This window comes from Bifidobacterium sp. SO4 (assembly GCF_018555355.1).
Taxonomy (GTDB): domain Bacteria; phylum Actinomycetota; class Actinomycetes; order Actinomycetales; family Bifidobacteriaceae; genus Bifidobacterium; species Bifidobacterium miconisargentati.
In genome coordinates, this window is sequence record NZ_JAFEJP010000024.1 from 1 (window position 1) to 16,852 (window position 16,852).

14 protein-coding genes are annotated in these 16,852 nt (G+C 63.1%); 1 reads left to right on the forward strand and 13 read right to left on the reverse strand.

Annotated elements, in window-relative coordinates; all coding sequences use genetic code 11:
- Positions 1 to 68: 68 nt before the first annotated feature.
- A complete protein-coding gene (locus JS536_RS11300; RefSeq protein WP_240544379.1) occupies positions 69 to 1,124 on the reverse strand; it encodes an ABC transporter substrate-binding protein in 1,056 nt (351 codons plus the stop codon).
- Between the two features lie 225 nt (positions 1,125 to 1,349).
- Positions 1,350 to 2,351 carry a LacI family DNA-binding transcriptional regulator gene (locus JS536_RS11305; RefSeq protein WP_214356999.1) on the reverse strand — a complete coding sequence of 334 codons (1,002 nt, stop codon included), beginning with the start codon at positions 2,349 to 2,351 and terminating at the stop codon, positions 1,350 to 1,352.
- Positions 2,352 to 2,501: 150 nt separating this feature from the next.
- Here JS536_RS11305 and JS536_RS11310 point away from each other — a divergent pair, with 150 nt between their 5' ends.
- Positions 2,502 to 2,921, forward strand: a complete 420-nt coding sequence (locus JS536_RS11310; protein WP_214357000.1) for a PH domain-containing protein — start codon at positions 2,502 to 2,504, stop codon at positions 2,919 to 2,921.
- A gap of 3 nt (positions 2,922 to 2,924) precedes the next feature.
- On the opposite strand, the gene JS536_RS11315 is transcribed toward JS536_RS11310, so the two are convergent.
- From JS536_RS11315 to rpsL, 11 genes are all read right to left on the reverse strand, one after another.
- Positions 2,925 to 3,497, reverse strand: a complete 573-nt coding sequence (locus JS536_RS11315) for a TetR family transcriptional regulator (RefSeq protein WP_214357001.1) — start codon at positions 3,495 to 3,497, stop codon at positions 2,925 to 2,927.
- A 54-nt stretch (positions 3,498 to 3,551) separates the two neighbouring features.
- Positions 3,552 to 4,613 carry an AEC family transporter gene (locus JS536_RS11320; RefSeq protein WP_214357002.1) on the reverse strand — a complete coding sequence of 354 codons (1,062 nt, stop codon included), beginning with the start codon at positions 4,611 to 4,613 and terminating at the stop codon, positions 3,552 to 3,554.
- 118 nt (positions 4,614 to 4,731) lie between these two features.
- Positions 4,732 to 6,090, reverse strand: a complete 1,359-nt coding sequence (locus JS536_RS11325; protein WP_214357003.1) for an MATE family efflux transporter — start codon at positions 6,088 to 6,090, stop codon at positions 4,732 to 4,734.
- Positions 6,091 to 6,162: 72 nt separating this feature from the next.
- A complete protein-coding gene (locus tag JS536_RS11920) occupies positions 6,163 to 8,928 on the reverse strand; it encodes an excinuclease ABC subunit UvrA (protein ID WP_240544380.1) in 2,766 nt (921 codons plus the stop codon).
- Between the two features lie 54 nt (positions 8,929 to 8,982).
- Positions 8,983 to 9,354: a GntR family transcriptional regulator gene (locus JS536_RS11340; RefSeq protein WP_214357004.1), complete on the reverse strand. Its 372-nt coding sequence runs from the start codon at positions 9,352 to 9,354 to the stop codon at positions 8,983 to 8,985.
- Complete coding sequence (locus JS536_RS11345; protein WP_214357005.1) at positions 9,351 to 10,352, reverse strand: hypothetical protein; 1,002 nt, start codon at positions 10,350 to 10,352, stop codon at positions 9,351 to 9,353. The genes JS536_RS11340 and JS536_RS11345 overlap by 4 nt, the downstream gene beginning before the upstream one ends.
- Positions 10,353 to 10,651: 299 nt before the next feature.
- Complete coding sequence (locus tag JS536_RS11350) at positions 10,652 to 11,692, reverse strand: zinc-dependent alcohol dehydrogenase family protein (protein ID WP_214357006.1); 1,041 nt, start codon at positions 11,690 to 11,692, stop codon at positions 10,652 to 10,654.
- 266 nt (positions 11,693 to 11,958) lie between these two features.
- Positions 11,959 to 13,158, reverse strand: coding sequence for an elongation factor Tu (gene tuf, locus JS536_RS11355; RefSeq protein ID WP_109057245.1), 1,200 nt, complete (start codon positions 13,156 to 13,158; stop codon positions 11,959 to 11,961).
- Between the two features lie 173 nt (positions 13,159 to 13,331).
- Positions 13,332 to 15,455 (reverse strand): elongation factor G, encoded by a 2,124-nt coding sequence (gene fusA, locus JS536_RS11360; RefSeq protein ID WP_214357007.1) that lies wholly within the window; start codon positions 15,453 to 15,455, stop codon positions 13,332 to 13,334.
- A gap of 24 nt (positions 15,456 to 15,479) precedes the next feature.
- Positions 15,480 to 15,950, reverse strand: coding sequence for a 30S ribosomal protein S7 (gene rpsG, locus JS536_RS11365; protein WP_094667337.1), 471 nt, complete (start codon positions 15,948 to 15,950; stop codon positions 15,480 to 15,482).
- A 5-nt stretch (positions 15,951 to 15,955) separates the two neighbouring features.
- A complete protein-coding gene (rpsL, locus tag JS536_RS11370; RefSeq protein ID WP_003808601.1) occupies positions 15,956 to 16,327 on the reverse strand; it encodes a 30S ribosomal protein S12 in 372 nt (123 codons plus the stop codon).
- Between the last annotated feature and the right edge of the window lie 525 nt (positions 16,328 to 16,852).

A 16,852-nucleotide genomic window follows, 5' to 3' on the forward strand; every position in this document is an offset into this window, starting at 1 on the left:
GATGCTCCACCACCTGGGCCGTCGTCATCGGCGTGGTGAAATACAACTCCACCGCACGCTCTCGTTCCTCAAGACTGAACATACGAAAATCTTTCCGTTCGGTCTCCAAGAAAACGTCCGCAGCCCCCCTCTTCCTTCACCTTGGAGGTCTCCGGAACCACGAGCCAGGAACCACCCTGGTTGGAACCGCCGCCGGGGGTCACGTCCGCGACGTCCCAGCCCTTGAAGTCGGAGCCGGAGTTGCCCTTGATGTTGTTGACCAGCCAGGCCGGGCACATGATGGTGGCGAAGCCGGTGTCGGACTTGAACTGGGCGTTCCAGTCGTCGGACCACTGGTTGAGGTGGGCGGACATGTCCGTGGTGGCGGTCAGCTGGTCGTACATCTTCTTGACGGTGTCACCGGTGGCGACCACGGTGCCATCCTGCTTGACGTAGGCTTCCTTGACCTGGGTCTTCATGGTGCCCCAGATGCCGCCCATGGCGTCGTACCACGGCAGACCGGTCTTCTCGGTGTACTGCTTGCCGACCTCGAAGTACTTGTCCCAGGTGGCGTCGTCGCCGCCGAGCATCTTGGCGACCTCGTCGCGGTCGGTCGGCAGGCCGGCCTTGGCGAACAGGTCGGAACGGTAGCACAGGGCGGTCGGGCCGATGTCGTTGCCGGCGCCGATCAGCTTTCCATCGGAGGTCTTGCCGCCCTCGGTCTTCCAATCGAGCCAGTCGTTGCCCTTGACGTAATCGCTGAGGTCCATGAACGAATCGGGCATGGCGAGGATTGACGGCATCCAGGCGATGTCGGCGGCGTAGATGTCGTACGCATCGGCACCGGAGGAGATGGCGGTGTTGAACGCGGAGCGGGCTTCGTCGGAGCCGGAGGCGACGGTCTCCTCGATCTTGACGTTCGGGTTCTCCTTCTCGTACTGGCTCCACAGATCGGCGCCCGGGCGCTCGTTGGTGGCCTTGCCGTAGCCGAAGTTGTTGAAGGTCTGAATCTTGATGATGGTCTTGCCGTCGGAGGTCTTCGCGCCTTCGCTGCCGGAGTTGGATCCGCCGCATGCGGCGAGGCTGACCATCGTCGTCATGGCCAGGGCCGCCGCGACGATGCTCTTTGCCGACTTCTTTATCATGTTGTTCTCCTTTTCCATGGATGCATCACTGCATCCTCTCCTCATGACGCTTCTTCGCGTCACCCTAGTTTTTGGAACCGTTTCCAAAAACTGATGAAGAATTTACCATACCAATCGGTAATTAAGCAACATCACGGCATGTTGTGCGTGTCGCGTAAGTTGTGCGCGTTCACATCAAACAAAACCGAACAAACCGGTTCGATACATCCGGCTTTCAGGCACGGTTCAGACGCTCTCCCGTTCCACGAGACGTGCAGGGAACAGCACGGCGCGCCGCTTCCATTCTCCCGTCTCCAGACGTTCCACCAGCATCTCCGTTGCCGCTTCCGCCATGGCTGGCAACGGTTGAGCGAATGTGGTCAATCTTGGAGTCAACACATCGGCAGTCTGGAAATTATCAAATCCGATGACCGCCACATCTTCGGGAATGCGTTTGCCGGCGGCATGCAATGTCCGGTACACACCTGCCGCGATATCGTCGGAATGCGCAAACACCGCGTTCACTTCGGGATGCTTTTCCAGGATCTCACGCATCCCTACCTCGCCATGTTCCATTGAATAATCACCGGAAACGGTTCCAATAATCTCACAATCAAACTGCCGCGCGGCATCGACGATGCCCTCCGTGCGCAACTGTGGTGTGAGCATATCGTTCGGACCCGCCACTATCGCGATGCGTTTGCGGCCTCGCTTCGCGAACAGCTCACCGGCGGCATAGCCCCCCTGATAGCTGTCGACGTCCACATACGGGTACTGCATCGAAACATGCGGACGGCCGATGAACACCACCGGCTTGCCGAACTCCTTCACTGCATCGGCGAACGGCTTCGTGTAATGGAAACTGGCGATTGCCACGCCCGCGGCTCCGGAACCGTTCAACAGCTTCAGGAAACCTTGGGCATCATGCGGCTTCGTCAGGACCAAGAACGGCAGCAAACGGGCCGAGGCGAACGAGGTCGCCAGTTGGGACACAACACCTGAAATAAACGCATCATGGAACACGAAATCCGGCTCCTCGGGCACCACGATGGCCACGATGTTCGATTTGCCCGAAGTCAGCTGCTTCGCCGCCTGATTGGGCACGAAATGCAAGGCCTCCGCCGCCTGCTGCACCTTCAGCCTGGTCTTCGCGGAAGCCGACCCGTTGCCCAATGCACGTGACGCGGTCGACACCGCCACCCCGGCCAGCTTCGCCACATCACGAATCGTAACCGCATCGCCTTCCATGGCGAAAACCTCCTATGCCCGGTTCCTATGGCCGAGCACCACTTCGTATTTCGTATTGCCTAGCTTACAACGCCGCGATGTTCACAAACCACGCATCCCGTCATCGTCTACGATGGAAGAGCGACAAGGCCTTTGACGAAAGGAACCACGATGTCCAACAGCATGGCCGACGGCGATATCCTGTGGGCGCAGCGCAAGCGCAACTGGTGCCGCACCCCGTTCACGTTCACCACCTACACCTTGACCAACGACGAGATCGCGGTCAAATCCGGCATTCTGCGCGAGACCTACGACGTGACGAAGCTGTTCCGCGTGGTCGACCTGACGGTCACGCGCACGCTGCTGCAGCGACTGTTCGGCCTGTCCACCATCACGCTGGAGACACGCGATCAGTCCTCCGGCGGGCAGCTGGTACTCAGGAACGTCATTCACGGGTTCGAGGTGCGCCGCGTCATCCAGCGCGCGGTGGACCAGTCGCGTAACGTGAACCGCGTCAGCGCCCGCGAATACATGGGCGACTCCGCCTTCGACGATTCCGGGGAAGCCGACGACGACTACACCGCCCAGTAACGACTATCGAACCTCACCGAACGCCACGCGGCGGATGCCTTCGCGTAGGTCGTTCGCGTCCTTGGGCTCGCCGCCGAGCGCCCGGTGCAGGGTGAGACCCTCGATCATCGCGTCCAGCAGCGCCACGGTCCGCGCGTCGAAGAAGCGACCCAGCTCCTGCTGCACGGCGCCCATCCAACGGTCGCTGATGTCGCGGAATGATGCGTCGCGGGCGGCGAGCGTATAGAACTCGAGGGTGATGACCGTGTCCCGCTCCGTGGCGAGCACGTCGTGTTCGACGCTGGCGGCTATGGCCTCGCATACCTCCTCGGGCGTGCGAGCCGCATCCATTCGCGCCGAGAACGCGGCGATGGACCGGTCGGCGAACCGATCGAACGCCTGATGGAGCAGGTCATGCATGCCATCGAAGTAGTAGGTCATGGAGCCGAGCGGCACGTGCGCCGCAGCCGCCACCACACGATGCGAGGTACCCGCCACACCGCGTTCGGCGACCACCGTCAGGCAGGCCTCGATGATGCGTTGCTTGCGGTCGGGGTCCACGCGCCTGCGCGGCGCGTCAACGTTGCTCTCTTCCATACCGGCCGACCTTACCCGCTTACAGGTACATGCGTACACACCCAATTGCCGCTGTCAGAACACGATTGCGGAGACCAGGGCCAGCGAGCACAGGGAGAACAGCGTGCTCACGAGCACGAATCCCACCGCGTATTCGGGCATGTTGTCCTTGCGGCCGGTGAACATCGCGATTGTGGTCATGGTGGGCAGACCGGCAATCACCGTGATCACCAGTATCATGTCGTGCGTAATCGGCACCCAGGTCGGCAGGAAGCCCACAACGGCCACGAGCAGCGCATAGAACGCCAGCGGGAACACGATCATCTTGGCCACAAGGCCCACGTACAACTCGTAGCGACGCAGCACGTTCCACCAGCGGGTCAGCGCGAACAGGCCGCCGAGGTAGATGAGCGACATCGGCGTGGCCATGTTGCCGATGGTGTGCAGTGGCTTCAGGATGATGTCCGGTACGCGCACGCCCAGTAGGATCAGCGCCAGCGCGATCATCACGCCGATGAAGGCGGGGTTGACGAAGCGGCGCAGCAGACCGAGCACGCGGGAGCCGAACGTGGGCTTGCCGGCGGCCTTGCTTTTGGTGTCTTGTCCGGCGATTCCGCCACGAGCCGCAGCCTCACCCGCGCTTCCCGATGCTCCCCCGCCATCGCCTCTGTCCTCGCGGACCGGCTCGCACAGCCACACGCCGTACGTCCACAGCAACGCTTGGTCGACGATGGACATGAGTGCCACGTAGATCGCGCCCTCATGCGGGAACAGCGCCATGATGAGCGGGATGCCGATGAATCCGGCATTGCCGAAGATGAGCGACGCCTGGAACACGTGGCTTCTGGAACCGCGCAGACGCAGCAGACGCGCAAGCGTCCAGAACACGAGGATGAGCAGGCCATACATCACGGCGGTGAGCAGCATCACGCCCCAGTTGGCCGCCAGATGGGAGCGGTCCGTGCCGTCCACGGCGTTCGAGAAGACCAGCACGGGGATGAGCACGTTGAGCAGCAGCGAGCACATGCCGTCCAGCGCCACCTTGCCGTAGAACCGCAGGCGCACGCAGCCGTAGCCCACCATGAGCATGATGAAGAAGCCGACCAACTGGCCGACCATCACACCGAACTGTCCCACTTACTCCCCTTTTCTCATTCCCTCGGCTTCTCTTGCCCGCTAGAGTAGCTGCCGGCGAAGCCAACTGAGGGAATCGCATCAACAGTGACTCCGCTGGCTACGGAATAGGCATGCCACCCTACCGCAGCTCATGCAGGATACGCCGCATGAACGGCACCGTCGTGGCGAACGTCAGCACGTCGGACACGGTCTGCGCCACCTCCACGCCGGTGATGCCGATGGCATGTGGCAGCACAAGCACCACCGGCGCCAGGTACAGGCCCGTACGGCATACCGCCAGGAACGAGGCGATGCCTGTTTTGCCGAGCGTCTGGCTGATCATGTTGCCCATCATGTTCATGCCGTTGAGCGCCACCGACAGGCATTGGAAGTGCAACGCGGCCACGCCCACCGTCACCACCGCCGGGTCCGATCGGAAGATTTCCACCAGTTGCGGAGCGGTCAGCCAAATCGTGATTCCCAGCACCAACAGCACGCACGTGGACAGCTTCACGCAGAACCAGAATCCCTCGCGCACGCGCGCGAACTTACCGGCACCGTAATTGTATCCGCACACCGGCTGGAAGCCCTGGCCGAGGCCCACGATCACCGAGTTGACACCGAGCATGATGCGCATCACGATGGCCATGCCGGCGATCGCCGCGTCGCCGAACGGGTTGGCGGCGATGTTCACGCAAGTGGTGGCGATGGAGCCGGCACCCTGGCGCACCAGGGAGGGCAGGCCCCCGCCCGCGATCTCACGTAACAGCAACGGATCCGGCTTGCAGTTGCGCAGCGAGAGCTTGAGCACGCCGAACTTGGCGCTCATGACGGTCAGGATGATGAAGCTCACGGCCTGGCAGATGCCGGTGGCCAATCCCGCACCGAAGATGCCCAGATGCAGCACGAAAATGAACAATGGTGCCAGCAGGAAGTTGAGCAGCGCGCCTGAGACCAGACCGATCATGCCGAACGCGGATTGGCCCTGGTATCTGAGAAGCCCGTTCAACGCGAACGAGCCGCACACGCAGGGCGCGGCCACGAGGATCGGCGTCAGGTATTGCACGGCGTACGGCGCGATGGTGGCGGTCGAACCGAGCGCCACCACCAGCGAGCGCAGCGTGCTCAGGCAGATGATGGTGACCAGCAGTCCGAACAGCACCGCGCCCGCGAAGCCGAGCGCCAGCAGTCGTGCGGCGCGTTCGTTGTTGCGTTTGCCGAGTTCGCGGCTCATCGAATTGCCCGCGCCGTTGCCGCAGAAGAAACCGATCGCCTGCAGGATCGTCATGATGGAAAAGGCGATGCCGATGGCGCCGGATTGCGAGGTGCCGAGCTGGCCGATGAAGAACGTGTCCGTGAGGTTGTACGCGGTGGTCACCAGATTGGAGATGACGGCCGGCAGGCAAAGCCTCAGAATCAGCGGACGGACCGGTTGTTCGGTCATTTGACGGTATTTTGCGTCCGCTGTCGCGCGTTTGATACCTAGAACCTGAGCCACGCCGGTTATCCTACTCCCCCGCCGCGTCCGCGCCCCCGCATTGCCCGTCTTACGAGGGCGCGGCGCTTTCCGTCAAAGGATGCGCAGGTATTGGCCGGTGATGCTCTGCGGGTTGGCGGCGATCTGTTCGGGCGTGCCTTCGGCCACGATTCGTCCGCCCGCCTCGCCGCCGCCCGGACCGAGGTCGATGATCCAGTCGGCGTTGGCGATGACGTCCAGATCATGCTCGATGACGGCCACGGTGGCGCCGCTCGCCACGAGCCGGTCGAAAACGCCGAGCAGCACGCGCACGTCGAGCGGATGCAGGCCGATGGTCGGCTCGTCGAACACGAATACGGCGTCCGACTGGGCCTTGCCCATCTCGCTGGCGAGTTTGAGACGCTGCGCCTCGCCACCGGAGAGGGCGGGCGTCGGTTCGCCGAGCGTCAGATAGCCGAGTCCCAGATCGTGCAGCGTGGTCAGTCTGGCGTGGACTTTCCGCATGTCGCCGGTCACGGCCAGGGCCTCGTCCACGCTCATCGCCATGAGTTGCGGCAACGTCAGCGAACGTTCGCCGGCGGACTCACCATGCGCGGCATCGTCCCGCAGGACCCCACCGATGGTGGGCCCGCTCCCGTTGACGACAACGTTCTTGCTGCCGGCACCGTTCGTCTTGTGACTCTTGCCGATCTTGACGGCCCGGTGAATCGTTCCGGCTTCGGGCGCATACCGGGAACCTCGGCAGTCGGGGCAGGCGATGGTCACGTCCGGCAGGAACTGCACGTCCAGTGAGATGGACCCGGTGCCGTCGCAGGTGGGGCAACGCAGGCGACCGGTGTTGTAGGAGAAGTCGCCGGCTTTGTACCCAGCCGCCTTGGCCTCGTCCGTACGGGCGAACGCGCGGCGCAATTCGTCGTGGATATCGGCATAGGTGGCCACGGTGGAGCGGACGTTAGCACCGATCGGCGTGGCGTCGATGAGGTTGGCTCGGGTAATGCCGCCAGCCTCGAGTTTGCGAACGTGCGCAGGCAACGGATCTCCGGCCGCCGCGGCCTTGAGCGCCGGAATCAGCGTTTCCAGCACCAGCGTGGTCTTGCCGGATCCGGACACACCGGTGACCGCCACCAGCCGGCCGCGCGGAATGTCCACGGAGAGCGGCTTGACCGTGTGCAACGGGCCGGTTTCCAGATGGATCCGGCCAAGCGCGAACATACCAGAACTGTCCGGTAACGTGGCCGCGGCGGCACCACCGGCTTGGCCGGCATCGCAGGCTGCGGCTGTATCACTACCCTGACCGGTGCCGCAAGTCGCGGTGCCACCAGCCATGGCAACGTTGTCGGCTGCGACGGCACCGCCTACCAATGCCGCAGCGACGCGCGCCCGCACGCGCCGCTGCCCATCCTCCATGAGGAACGGCGCAATGCGGCTGCCGACGTCATGTTCCACGTCCGCCACTGTGCCCTGCGCTATCACATGGCCGCCCTCGGCACCCGCCACCGGCCCCATTTCGATGAGGTGGTCGACAGCCTTGAGCACGCGCACGTCATGGTCGACCACCATCACGGAGTTGCCGTCCGCCACAAGATCGCACATCACGCCGAGCAGTCCGTCCACGTTCGAGGGATGCAGGCCGATGGACGGCTCATCCAGCACGTACAGCACGCCGGTGGTGCGGTTACGCACGGCGCGAGCCAATTGCACACGTTGGCGTTCGCCGGTGGACAGGGTTGCCCCGGCACGGTCGAGCGAAAGGTATCCCAGGCCAAGTTCCAGCAGACGGCGGGCCACGTCGAGGAACGATTCGCAGATGTTCGTGGCCATCGACCGCATCTCGGGCGGGAGCGAAGCGGGCACGCCGCGCACCCACGCCACCGCGTCGTCCAGTGTCATGGCGGTGGCTCCAGCCAGATTCAGTCCCTCTATTTCGGGAGCTCTGGCGGCCTTGCTCAGCCTGGTGCCGCCGCAGTCCGGGCAGGGCTTCTCCTCCAGGAAGCGTGCCACACGCTTCAATCCCTGCTCGTCCTTGGCCTTGGCGAGCGCGTTCTCGACGGTGTAGACGGCGTTGTAGTAGGTGAAGTCGAGTTCTGCGAAGTCGTCGCCCTTCTTCGGCCGGTAGAGGATGTGTTTCTTGACGGCGGGGCCGTTGAATACGATGTCACGCTCTTCGGGCGTGAGCTCGCGGAACGGCACGTTGGTACGCACGCCCATCGCGCCGCACACCTGCTTCATGAGGTCCCACATCAGGGAACCCCATGGCAGCACCGCGCCGTCGTCGATGCTTTTCGATTCGTCCGGCACGAGGGCCGCGCGGTTCACCTCGCGCACGATGCCGGTGCCGGAACAGGTGGGGCAGGCGCCGCCGGAGTTGAAGGCCAGCGATTCCGCGCCCGGAGCATGGAATTCCTTGCCGCAGTGCGCGCACACGGTGGGCAGTTCGGCGGCCACGTTCATCGTGGGTTGCTGCCGTGCGCTGCAGTAGGGGCACACGTGCGAGGCGCAGCGGGAGAACAGCAGTCTCAGACTGTTGAGCAGTTCGGTCATCGTGCCGAATGTGGAGCGGATGCCGGGCACCGCGGGCCGCTGGTGCAAGGCGAGCGCGGCCGGCACGTGCAACACTTCGTCGACCTGTGCGCGGGACGCCTGGGTCAGGCGCCGGCGCGTGTATGTGGAGAGCGCTTCCAGATACCGTCGCGAGCCCTCCGCATACAGCACGCCCAGTGCCAGTGAGCTTTTGCCGGAGCCCGAGACACCGGCGACGCCCACGAGCTCTCCCAGCGGCACATCGACGTCGATATTCTTGAGATTATGCACGCGGGCGCCGCGCACTTCGATCGCTTCGGGCCGTTTCCCGGCAGCCATCGTGATTCCATCCGTAGTCATGCGGCCATTGTACGGCCGTCGTTATCCCGCCGGTCAGCTCCACTGGGCGCGCAGGGCGCTCAGCGCATCCTCGAAGGATGCCCCGAGCCGGCGAGCCTGTCCGGCATAGTCCTGCGCGGCCTGGAGCAACGGCTCGGGAATCGTGGTCACATGCCGGATGCGTGCGGCACGACCGGGCGCGGTTTCGATGACCCCGCTTTCGGCGAGCTCGGCGTATGCCTTGGCCACGGTGCCGGGGGCGATGCGCAGATCCCCGGCGAGCTGACGCACCGAAGGCAGTTTGTCGCCGTCACGCAAGGCACCGACCTTCACCATACCTTCGATCTGCGCGCGAATCTGTTCGTAGACGGGCGTCGGCGACGATTCGCGAATCACCAGACGCAGCTCGTCTCCCCCGCCGCTCATCGTCGGCTCCCCCGGCTCGTCCCGGTCCAGAGACGTACGACTGCGACACACGCCAGAATCAGGTAGATGCAAGCGACCACGGCCACCACACCACCCATGATGATCTGCGCGTTGCCCAACGTGGGATACACGTCGTCCGCGTAGGCCGGCGACAGCGAACCATAATTGGTACCGACGCGCACGGTGGCGGTGCCGGCCACCACCAGCACGCCCACCGCGTAGGTGAGCATCGAACCGGCGGACAGGAACACCGTGAACCGCGTCAGCAGCACGCGCCATGCCTTGTCCTCCTCACCATACTGCGGATCCGGGGAGCTGGGCACATGGGCGATGCGCCACAGCGCCAGACAGGCCAACGCCGCCAGCACGCAGGTGACGATGATCAGCGGCACCGCATAGTAGGAACCCGGATAGGGGCCCGCCGAGCCTTGCGATTCGCCGTTCGGACCGGTCAACGCGATGCTTCGCATCAGGCCGAAATCGTCGGGGCTCGCCGTGGCGATGGTGAAGCCAAGGTAGGCGATGAGCAGTCCCGCGGCCAGTAGCGGCTGCATGAGCACGTACTGCCGGGCATAGGTCCACGGCTCACGCGACCGCAGGGACGCCACGCGCACACCGCCACGGCCTTCCTGCCGCGACGACGACTCCGGGAACGGCAACGCGATGACCGCCATGACAGCCGATGCGGCGAGCCCCGGCGTAAGCGCCGCGATGAGGGCCATGCTTTGCGGGAACGCATCATTCAGAGCAAGACCCGCAATCAGCACGATTGCACCGGCGAGCAGCGCCATCAGCACGCGATGTCGGGCTACCGATATCGGACCGTCACCGGAGAACGGCGGATTTCCGCCGGCCGAACCAGCCCGCATCGAAAGCGAGGGCTCCCGGTTCATCCGCAGCAGAGCCCTGATCACCAGTACCAGCACGGTGATGGTGAGCACCAGCATGAGCAGCCAGATCAGCATCGCCACGATTACATAGGGCACCATGATTGACATCGCAACCACCCCATTCCTATATCGGATGGGCAGCTACGCCACGCGGTCGCCATCGACCACTTACGTAAACTGCACCATACTTCTAATACAGTTTAAAGTGTATCAGAAGTATGGTGCAGTTTCAATGGGTATTGAGCAATGAGTGCCCGCACGGATGAGAAGCGGACTGCATGAATGCTCCCCTCAGTCAGCCTCGCTGACAGCTCCCCTCAGAGAGGGCAGCCTGCTGGGCAGTGCGCGGATCCGGTCGAGTTCGCTGATAGCTTCCCTCAGAGAGGGGAGCCTGAGTGCCATGGCGCTCAGAAGCGGATCAGGGCCTTGATGACCTTACGCTGGTCCATAGCTTCGTAGGCGTCCTGGATGTGGTCGAGATCGTATTCGGCAGTGAACACACGACCGGGGTTGATCTCGTGATTCACCACGGCATCCAGCAGGCCGTTCAGGTCATAGTGGCGCACCGGTGCCGGGCCGCCCTTGATGCCGATGTTGCCGTAGAACGTACCTTCAGCGCTGATCTCCACATCGTGCGGCAGACCCACACGGCCGATGACGCCGCCGCGGCGGATGAGGCCGATGGCGGTGTCGAAGGACTGCTTGGAACCCACGCATTCGAGCACGGCGTCCGCACCGTAGCCGCCGGTCATCTCCAGCACCTTGTCGATGGCGGCCTGGTCGCGCTCGGCCACGATGTCCGTGGCGCCGAATTCGCGGGCCAGGGCGGCACGGTCCTCGTGACGGCTCATGGCGATGATGCGCTTGGCGCCGAGCATGTGCGCGGAGAGCACGCCGCACAGGCCCACGGCACCATCGCCCATCACCACGGCGGTGTCGCCGGGCTTGACTTCGGCGGAAACGGCGGCGTGGTAGCCGGTGGACATCACATCGGCGATGGTCAACAGCGAGGCGAGCGTGGCGTCATCGTAGTCCTCGGGGGAGCCGGGCACCTTGACCACGGTGCCGTCGGCCTCGGGCACGCGCACGTATTCGGCCTGGCTGGCGCCGAAGTAGCCGCCGTGCGGGCACACGGATTCAAAACCGGCCTTGCACACCGGGCACTTGCCGCAGCTGTACGGGAAAGGCAGCACCACGAAGTCGCCGGGCTTGACGGACGTGACCTCGGGGCCGACCTCCTCGACCACGCCGATGGACTCATGGCCGATCTGGCTGTGCTTGGGGTGGCCGGAGAGTCCACGGAAATACCACAGATCGGATCCACACACGCAGGCGCGCACCACGCGCACCACCGCGTCATCGTCCTTTTCGAGGCGTGCCTTCGGCACCTCCTCCACGGCCATCTTGCCGGGTTCCACGAAAATAGCGGCCTTCATGGTTTCGCTCATAATCATCGCTCCTTGTTGTTGCGGCTTTCCTCTATTGAACAACCGCTCGATAACGAAATCCAATAGCCCGCAGCAATGTCGGGCCATGCCTTGCGCTTATGGAATGCGAACGTGTGCTTCCCGCGCAGGCCATACCGTTATAGGTCTACCACTCAGGCCTCTTACCTTCCGGCAATCGTTCGTATACAAGAAATCCCCTCCGGGACGAACCCGAAGGGGATTCCTAAGACGCTAGTTCAAGCGCACTAGATCTTGTCTGATGAAAATCAGGCGAGGATCTTGGTGACTCGACCGGAGCCCACGGTGTGGCCACCCTCACGCACAGCGAAGGTCAGGCCCTCCTCCATGGCGATGGGCTGAATCAGCTCAACGGTGAAGGTAGCGTGGTCGCCCGGCTGAACCATCTCGACGCCTTCCGGCAGCTCGATGACGCCGGTGACGTCGGTGGTGCGGAAGTAGAACTGCGGACGGTAGTTGGAGAAGAACGGCGAGTGACGGCCACCCTCATCCTTGGTCAGCACGTAGACCTCACCCTCGAACTTGGTGTGCGGGGTGACGGAGCCCGGCTTGGCCAGAACCTGGCCACGCTCGACGTCGGTACGGTTGATGCCGCGGAGCAGCAGACCGGTGTTGTCGCCAGCCTCGCAGGCGTCCATCGTCTTGTGGAAGGTCTCGATGGAGGTCACGGTGGTGGACTGGGTCGGACGAATACCGACGATCTCGACCGGGGAGTTGACGGCCAGCTGGCCACGCTCCACACGGCCGGTCACCACGGTACCACGGCCGGAGATGGTGAAGACGTCCTCGATCGGCATCAGGAACGGCTTGTCCAGGTCGTGCACCGGGGTCGGGATGTAGTCGTCGACGGCATCCATGAGCTTCTTGATCTGCTCAACCCACTTCTCGTGGTCCGGAGCGTCGTCGTGCAGGGCGCCGTAAGCGGACACGCGGATGATCGGGCAGTCACGATCGAAGCCGTTCTCGTCGAGGAGGTCACGGACCTCTTCCTCAACGAGCTCGATGAGCTCCTCGTCCTCGACCATATCGCACTTGTTCAGGGCGACCAGGATCTTCGGGACGCCCACCTGACGGGCGAGCAGCACGTGCTCACGGGTCTGGGCCATCGGGCCGTCGGTGGCGGCCACAACGAGGATGGCGCCATCCATCTGGGCAGCACCGGTGATCATGTTCTTCACGAAGTCGGCGTGGCCCGGGCAGTCGACGTGAGCGTAGTGACGCTTAGCGGTCTGGTACTCGATGTGGGCGATGTTGATGGTGATACCGCGGGCGGCCTCTTCCGGAGCGGAATCGATCTGGTTGAAGTCGTACTCCGGGTTGACATCCGGGAACTCCTCGTGCAGCACCTTGGAGATGGCGGCAGTCAGGGTAGTCTTACCGTGATCGACGTGGCCGATGGTACCAATGTTAACGTGCGGCTTAGTACGCTCGTACTTTTCCTTTGCCATTACTCTTTGTCCTCCTGGACGTCTCGTGAGTGTATCCATGCTGGTCGCATGGGGACTCGCTTATTCTACTGGGTTTCTGGGTTATGTGCCACATTGAAGAGCCAGAACCCAGTCAGCGGTACACGATTTTACCGCTGACTGGAGACACTGGCCACTTCAACGGGCAGCGCGTGTCACTCGCCGCGCTGGGCCTTGATGATCTCCTCGGAGACGCTCTTCGGCACCTCGTCGTAGGAGTCCATCTCCATGGTGAACATGGCGCGGCCCTGGGTCTTGGAACGCAGGTCGCCGATGTAGCCGAACATCTCGGACAGCGGGACCTTGGCGTCGATGACCTTGACGCCGATGGCGTCGGTCATGGACTGGATGTTGCCACGACGCTGGTTCAGATCGCCGATGACCTCGCCCATGTACTCCTCCGGAGTACGGACCTCGACCTTCATGATCGGCTCGAGGATGACCGGCTTGGCCTTCGGTGCGGCTTCCTTGAAGCACATGGAGCCCGCGAGCTTGAAGGCCATTTCGGAGGAATCGACCGGGTGCATCTGGCCATCGGTGACGGTGGCCTTGACGCCCACGACCGGGAAGCCGGCGAGAATACCGGATTCCATGGCTTCCTTGACGCCGGCCTCGATGGACGGGATGAACTCCTGGGAGATGTGGCCGCCGGTGACGGCGTTCTCGAACTCGAAGGTCTTGCCCTCGGTGGTGTCGAGCGGCTCGAAGTTCATCAGGACCTTTGCGAACTGGCCGGAACCACCGGTCTGCTTCTTGTGGGTGTAGCCCTGGTCCATGACGGCCTTGCGGATGGTCTCGCGGTAGGCGACCTGCGGCTTGCCCTGGTTGCACTCCACCTTGAACTCGCGACGCATACGGTCGACGATGATGTCGAGCTGGAGCTCGCCCATGCCGGCGATCAGGGTCTGGCCGGACTCCTCGTCCGTGGTGACCTGGAAGGTCGGATCCTCTTCGGCCAGCTTGGCGAGGGCGATGCCCATCTTCTCCTGGTCGGCCTTGGTCTTCGGCTCGACGGCCACCTGGATCACCGGATCCGGGAAGGTCATGGAGTCGAGGGTGATCGGATCCTCGATGGAGCACAGGGTGTCACCGGTGGTGACGTTCTTCAGGCCCACGAAGGTGTAGATGTTGCCGGCATCGGCCACATCCATCGGGTTCTCCTTATCGGCGTGCATCTGGAAGATCTTGCCGATACGTTCCTTCTTCTCGCGCGTGGAGTCGAGCACGTTGTCGCCCGGCTTGACGGAGCCGGAGTAGACGCGCACGAACACGAGCTTGCCGTAGAACGGGTGGGTGGAGATCTTGAAGACCAGGGCCGAGAACGGATCGGACTTGGACGGGTGACGGTCGATCTCGACGGACTCGTCGCCGGGCTTGTAGCCCTTGATGGCCGGCACGTCCTCCGGGGACGGCAGGTAATCGACGACGGCGTCCAGCATCGGCTGCACACCCTTGTCCTTGAAGGCGGAACCGCAGAAGACTGGGAAGGCTTCCTTGGCGATGGTCAGCTGACGCACGCCGGCGCGGATGTCTTCCTTGGACAGGTCGCCGTCCTCGAAGAACTTGTTCATCAGGTCGTCGTTGGCTTCGGCGGCGGCTTCCACGAGCTTCTCGTGGTACTCCTCGGCCTTGTCCTGCAGGTCGGCCGGGATGTCGGTGGTGTCGTACTTGGCGCCGAGGCCCTCGGTGCCGTTCCAGACGTAGGCCTTCATCTCGACCAGGTCGACCACGCCGGCGAAGTCGTTCTCGGCGCCGATCGGCAGCTGCATGACGATCGGGGTGGCGCCCAGCTTCTCCTTGATGGTGTCGACGGAGTAGTAGAAGTTCGCGCCGAGCTTATCCATCTTGTTGACGAAGCAGATACGCGGCACGCCGTACTTGTCGGCCTGACGCCACACGGTCTCGGACTGCGGCTCCACGCCTTCCTTGCCGTCGAACACGGCAACGGCGCCATCGAGCACGCGCAGGGAGCGCTCCACCTCGGCCGTGAAGTCCACGTGGCCGGGGGTGTCGATGATGTTGATCTGGAACTTGTCCTTGGTGTCGTGCGTCTGGCGGTTCCAGAAGCAGGTGGTGGCGGCGGACTGGATGGTGATACCGCGCTCCTGCTCCTGAGCCATGAAGTCCATGGTGGCGGCGCCATCGTGGACCTCACCGATCTTGTAGCTCTTGCCGGTGTAGAACAGAATTCGCTCGGTAGTGGTGGTCTTACCGGCATCGATGTGAGCCATGATGCCGATATTGCGGACGTCGTGGAGGTCCGAAATCTCTTCAGCCATCGTTTTTCCTTATTTCTTTCTGGATTACCAGCGGTAGTGAGCGAAGGCCTTGTTAGCCTCTGCCATCTTATGAGTATCCTCGCGACGCTTGACAGAAGCGCCGAGGCCGTTGGAGGCGTCCAGGATCTCGTTGGCCAGACGCTCGGCCATGGTCTTCTCACGACGGGCGCGGGAGAAGTCGGTCAGCCAGCGCAGAGACAGGGTGTTGGCGCGGTTCGGCTTGACCTCGACCGGCACCTGGTAGGTGGCGCCACCGACGCGGCGGGAACGCACCTCGAGGGACGGACGGATGTTGTCCAGGGCGCGCTTGAGGACGGCCACCGGCTCCTGGTCGGACTTCTCCTTGACGATGTCGAGAGCGGAGTACACGATGTCCTCGGCGATCGACTTCTTGCCGTCAAGCAGAATCTTGTTGATGAGCTGCGCCACCACGGTGGAACCGTAGATCGGATCGGGCAGCACGACGTGCTTCTTGGAAGGTCCCTTACGTGACATATCTCTTACTTCGCCTTCTTTGCTCCATACAGGGAACGACCCTGCTTACGGTCCTTGACGCCCTGGGTATCCAGCGCACCACGCACGATGTGGTAACGCACACCCGGCAGATCCTTCACACGGCCGCCGCGCACGAGCACGATGGAGTGCTCCTGCAGGTTGTGGCCCTCGCCCGGGATGTAGGCGGTGACTTCGACGCCGGAGGACAGGCGGACACGGGCGACCTTACGCAGAGCCGAGTTCGGCTTCTTCGGGGTGGTGGTGTAGACACGGGTGCACACGCCGCGGCGCAGCGGGCTTCCCTTCAGAGCCAAAGTCTTGGACTTCTTCGGCTTTGCCTGACGTCCCTTACGGACGAGCTGTTCAATAGTAGGCAACTTGAATTCTCCGATTCAGTGGTTTCTCTTGCATTCGTGCGGCCGCCGCACTGCAGCCCCACTCCCCTGAACCTGCCGAGGCATGTCTGTTCGCAGCATGCCCGACGAATCGGAAAAGTTTAGCCCAGCCCACCGGCCCGATGGCCCTCCCGTCTCCCGCGTCGCATTGCTGCGTGCGTTCACAGACTTGAGGGATATCCCAGCGCGCACACCTGTTACATAAGGCATGCCGTTGGCACACACGAATATCTATATTACGGTTCCGCCGGACAACGACGCGCCCTCGCGTGTTGCCCCATAAACGGCAGATGCCCCCGGGGAGACCATGTCACCCGGGGGCACCGCCAAATCTTCAGTTATTGTGAATTATATCACTTTTCCGTCACTTCGTGGCGGCAGCGACGTGCCTCACGTTTTTTGAGCGCGAAATGGGTAGTGGTGCCTCACCTGGAGTGAGCGCGAAACCGGGTTGGTCTGTTTGGCTTGTCGTATGGAAGACAGGATCAGCATGGCGACGAAGCGGCA

Coding starts and splice junctions, on each gene's coding strand:
- JS536_RS11300 (WP_240544379.1), bottom strand. CDS start 1,124: ATGATAAAGAAGTCGGCAAAGAGCATCGTCGCGGCGGCCCTGGCCATG.
- JS536_RS11305 (WP_214356999.1), bottom strand. CDS start 2,351: ATGGAAGGCGATGCGGTTACGATTCGTGATGTGGCGAAGCTGGCCGGG.
- JS536_RS11310 (WP_214357000.1), top strand. CDS start 2,502: ATGTCCAACAGCATGGCCGACGGCGATATCCTGTGGGCGCAGCGCAAG.
- JS536_RS11315 (WP_214357001.1), bottom strand. CDS start 3,497: ATGGAAGAGAGCAACGTTGACGCGCCGCGCAGGCGCGTGGACCCCGAC.
- JS536_RS11920 (WP_240544380.1), bottom strand. CDS start 8,928: ATGGCTGCCGGGAAACGGCCCGAAGCGATCGAAGTGCGCGGCGCCCGC.
- JS536_RS11340 (WP_214357004.1), bottom strand. CDS start 9,354: ATGAGCGGCGGGGGAGACGAGCTGCGTCTGGTGATTCGCGAATCGTCG.
- JS536_RS11345 (WP_214357005.1), bottom strand. CDS start 10,352: ATGTCAATCATGGTGCCCTATGTAATCGTGGCGATGCTGATCTGGCTG.
- JS536_RS11350 (WP_214357006.1), bottom strand. CDS start 11,692: ATGAGCGAAACCATGAAGGCCGCTATTTTCGTGGAACCCGGCAAGATG.
- tuf (WP_109057245.1), bottom strand. CDS start 13,158: ATGGCAAAGGAAAAGTACGAGCGTACTAAGCCGCACGTTAACATTGGT.
- fusA (WP_214357007.1), bottom strand. CDS start 15,455: ATGGCTGAAGAGATTTCGGACCTCCACGACGTCCGCAATATCGGCATC.
- rpsG (WP_094667337.1), bottom strand. CDS start 15,950: ATGTCACGTAAGGGACCTTCCAAGAAGCACGTCGTGCTGCCCGATCCG.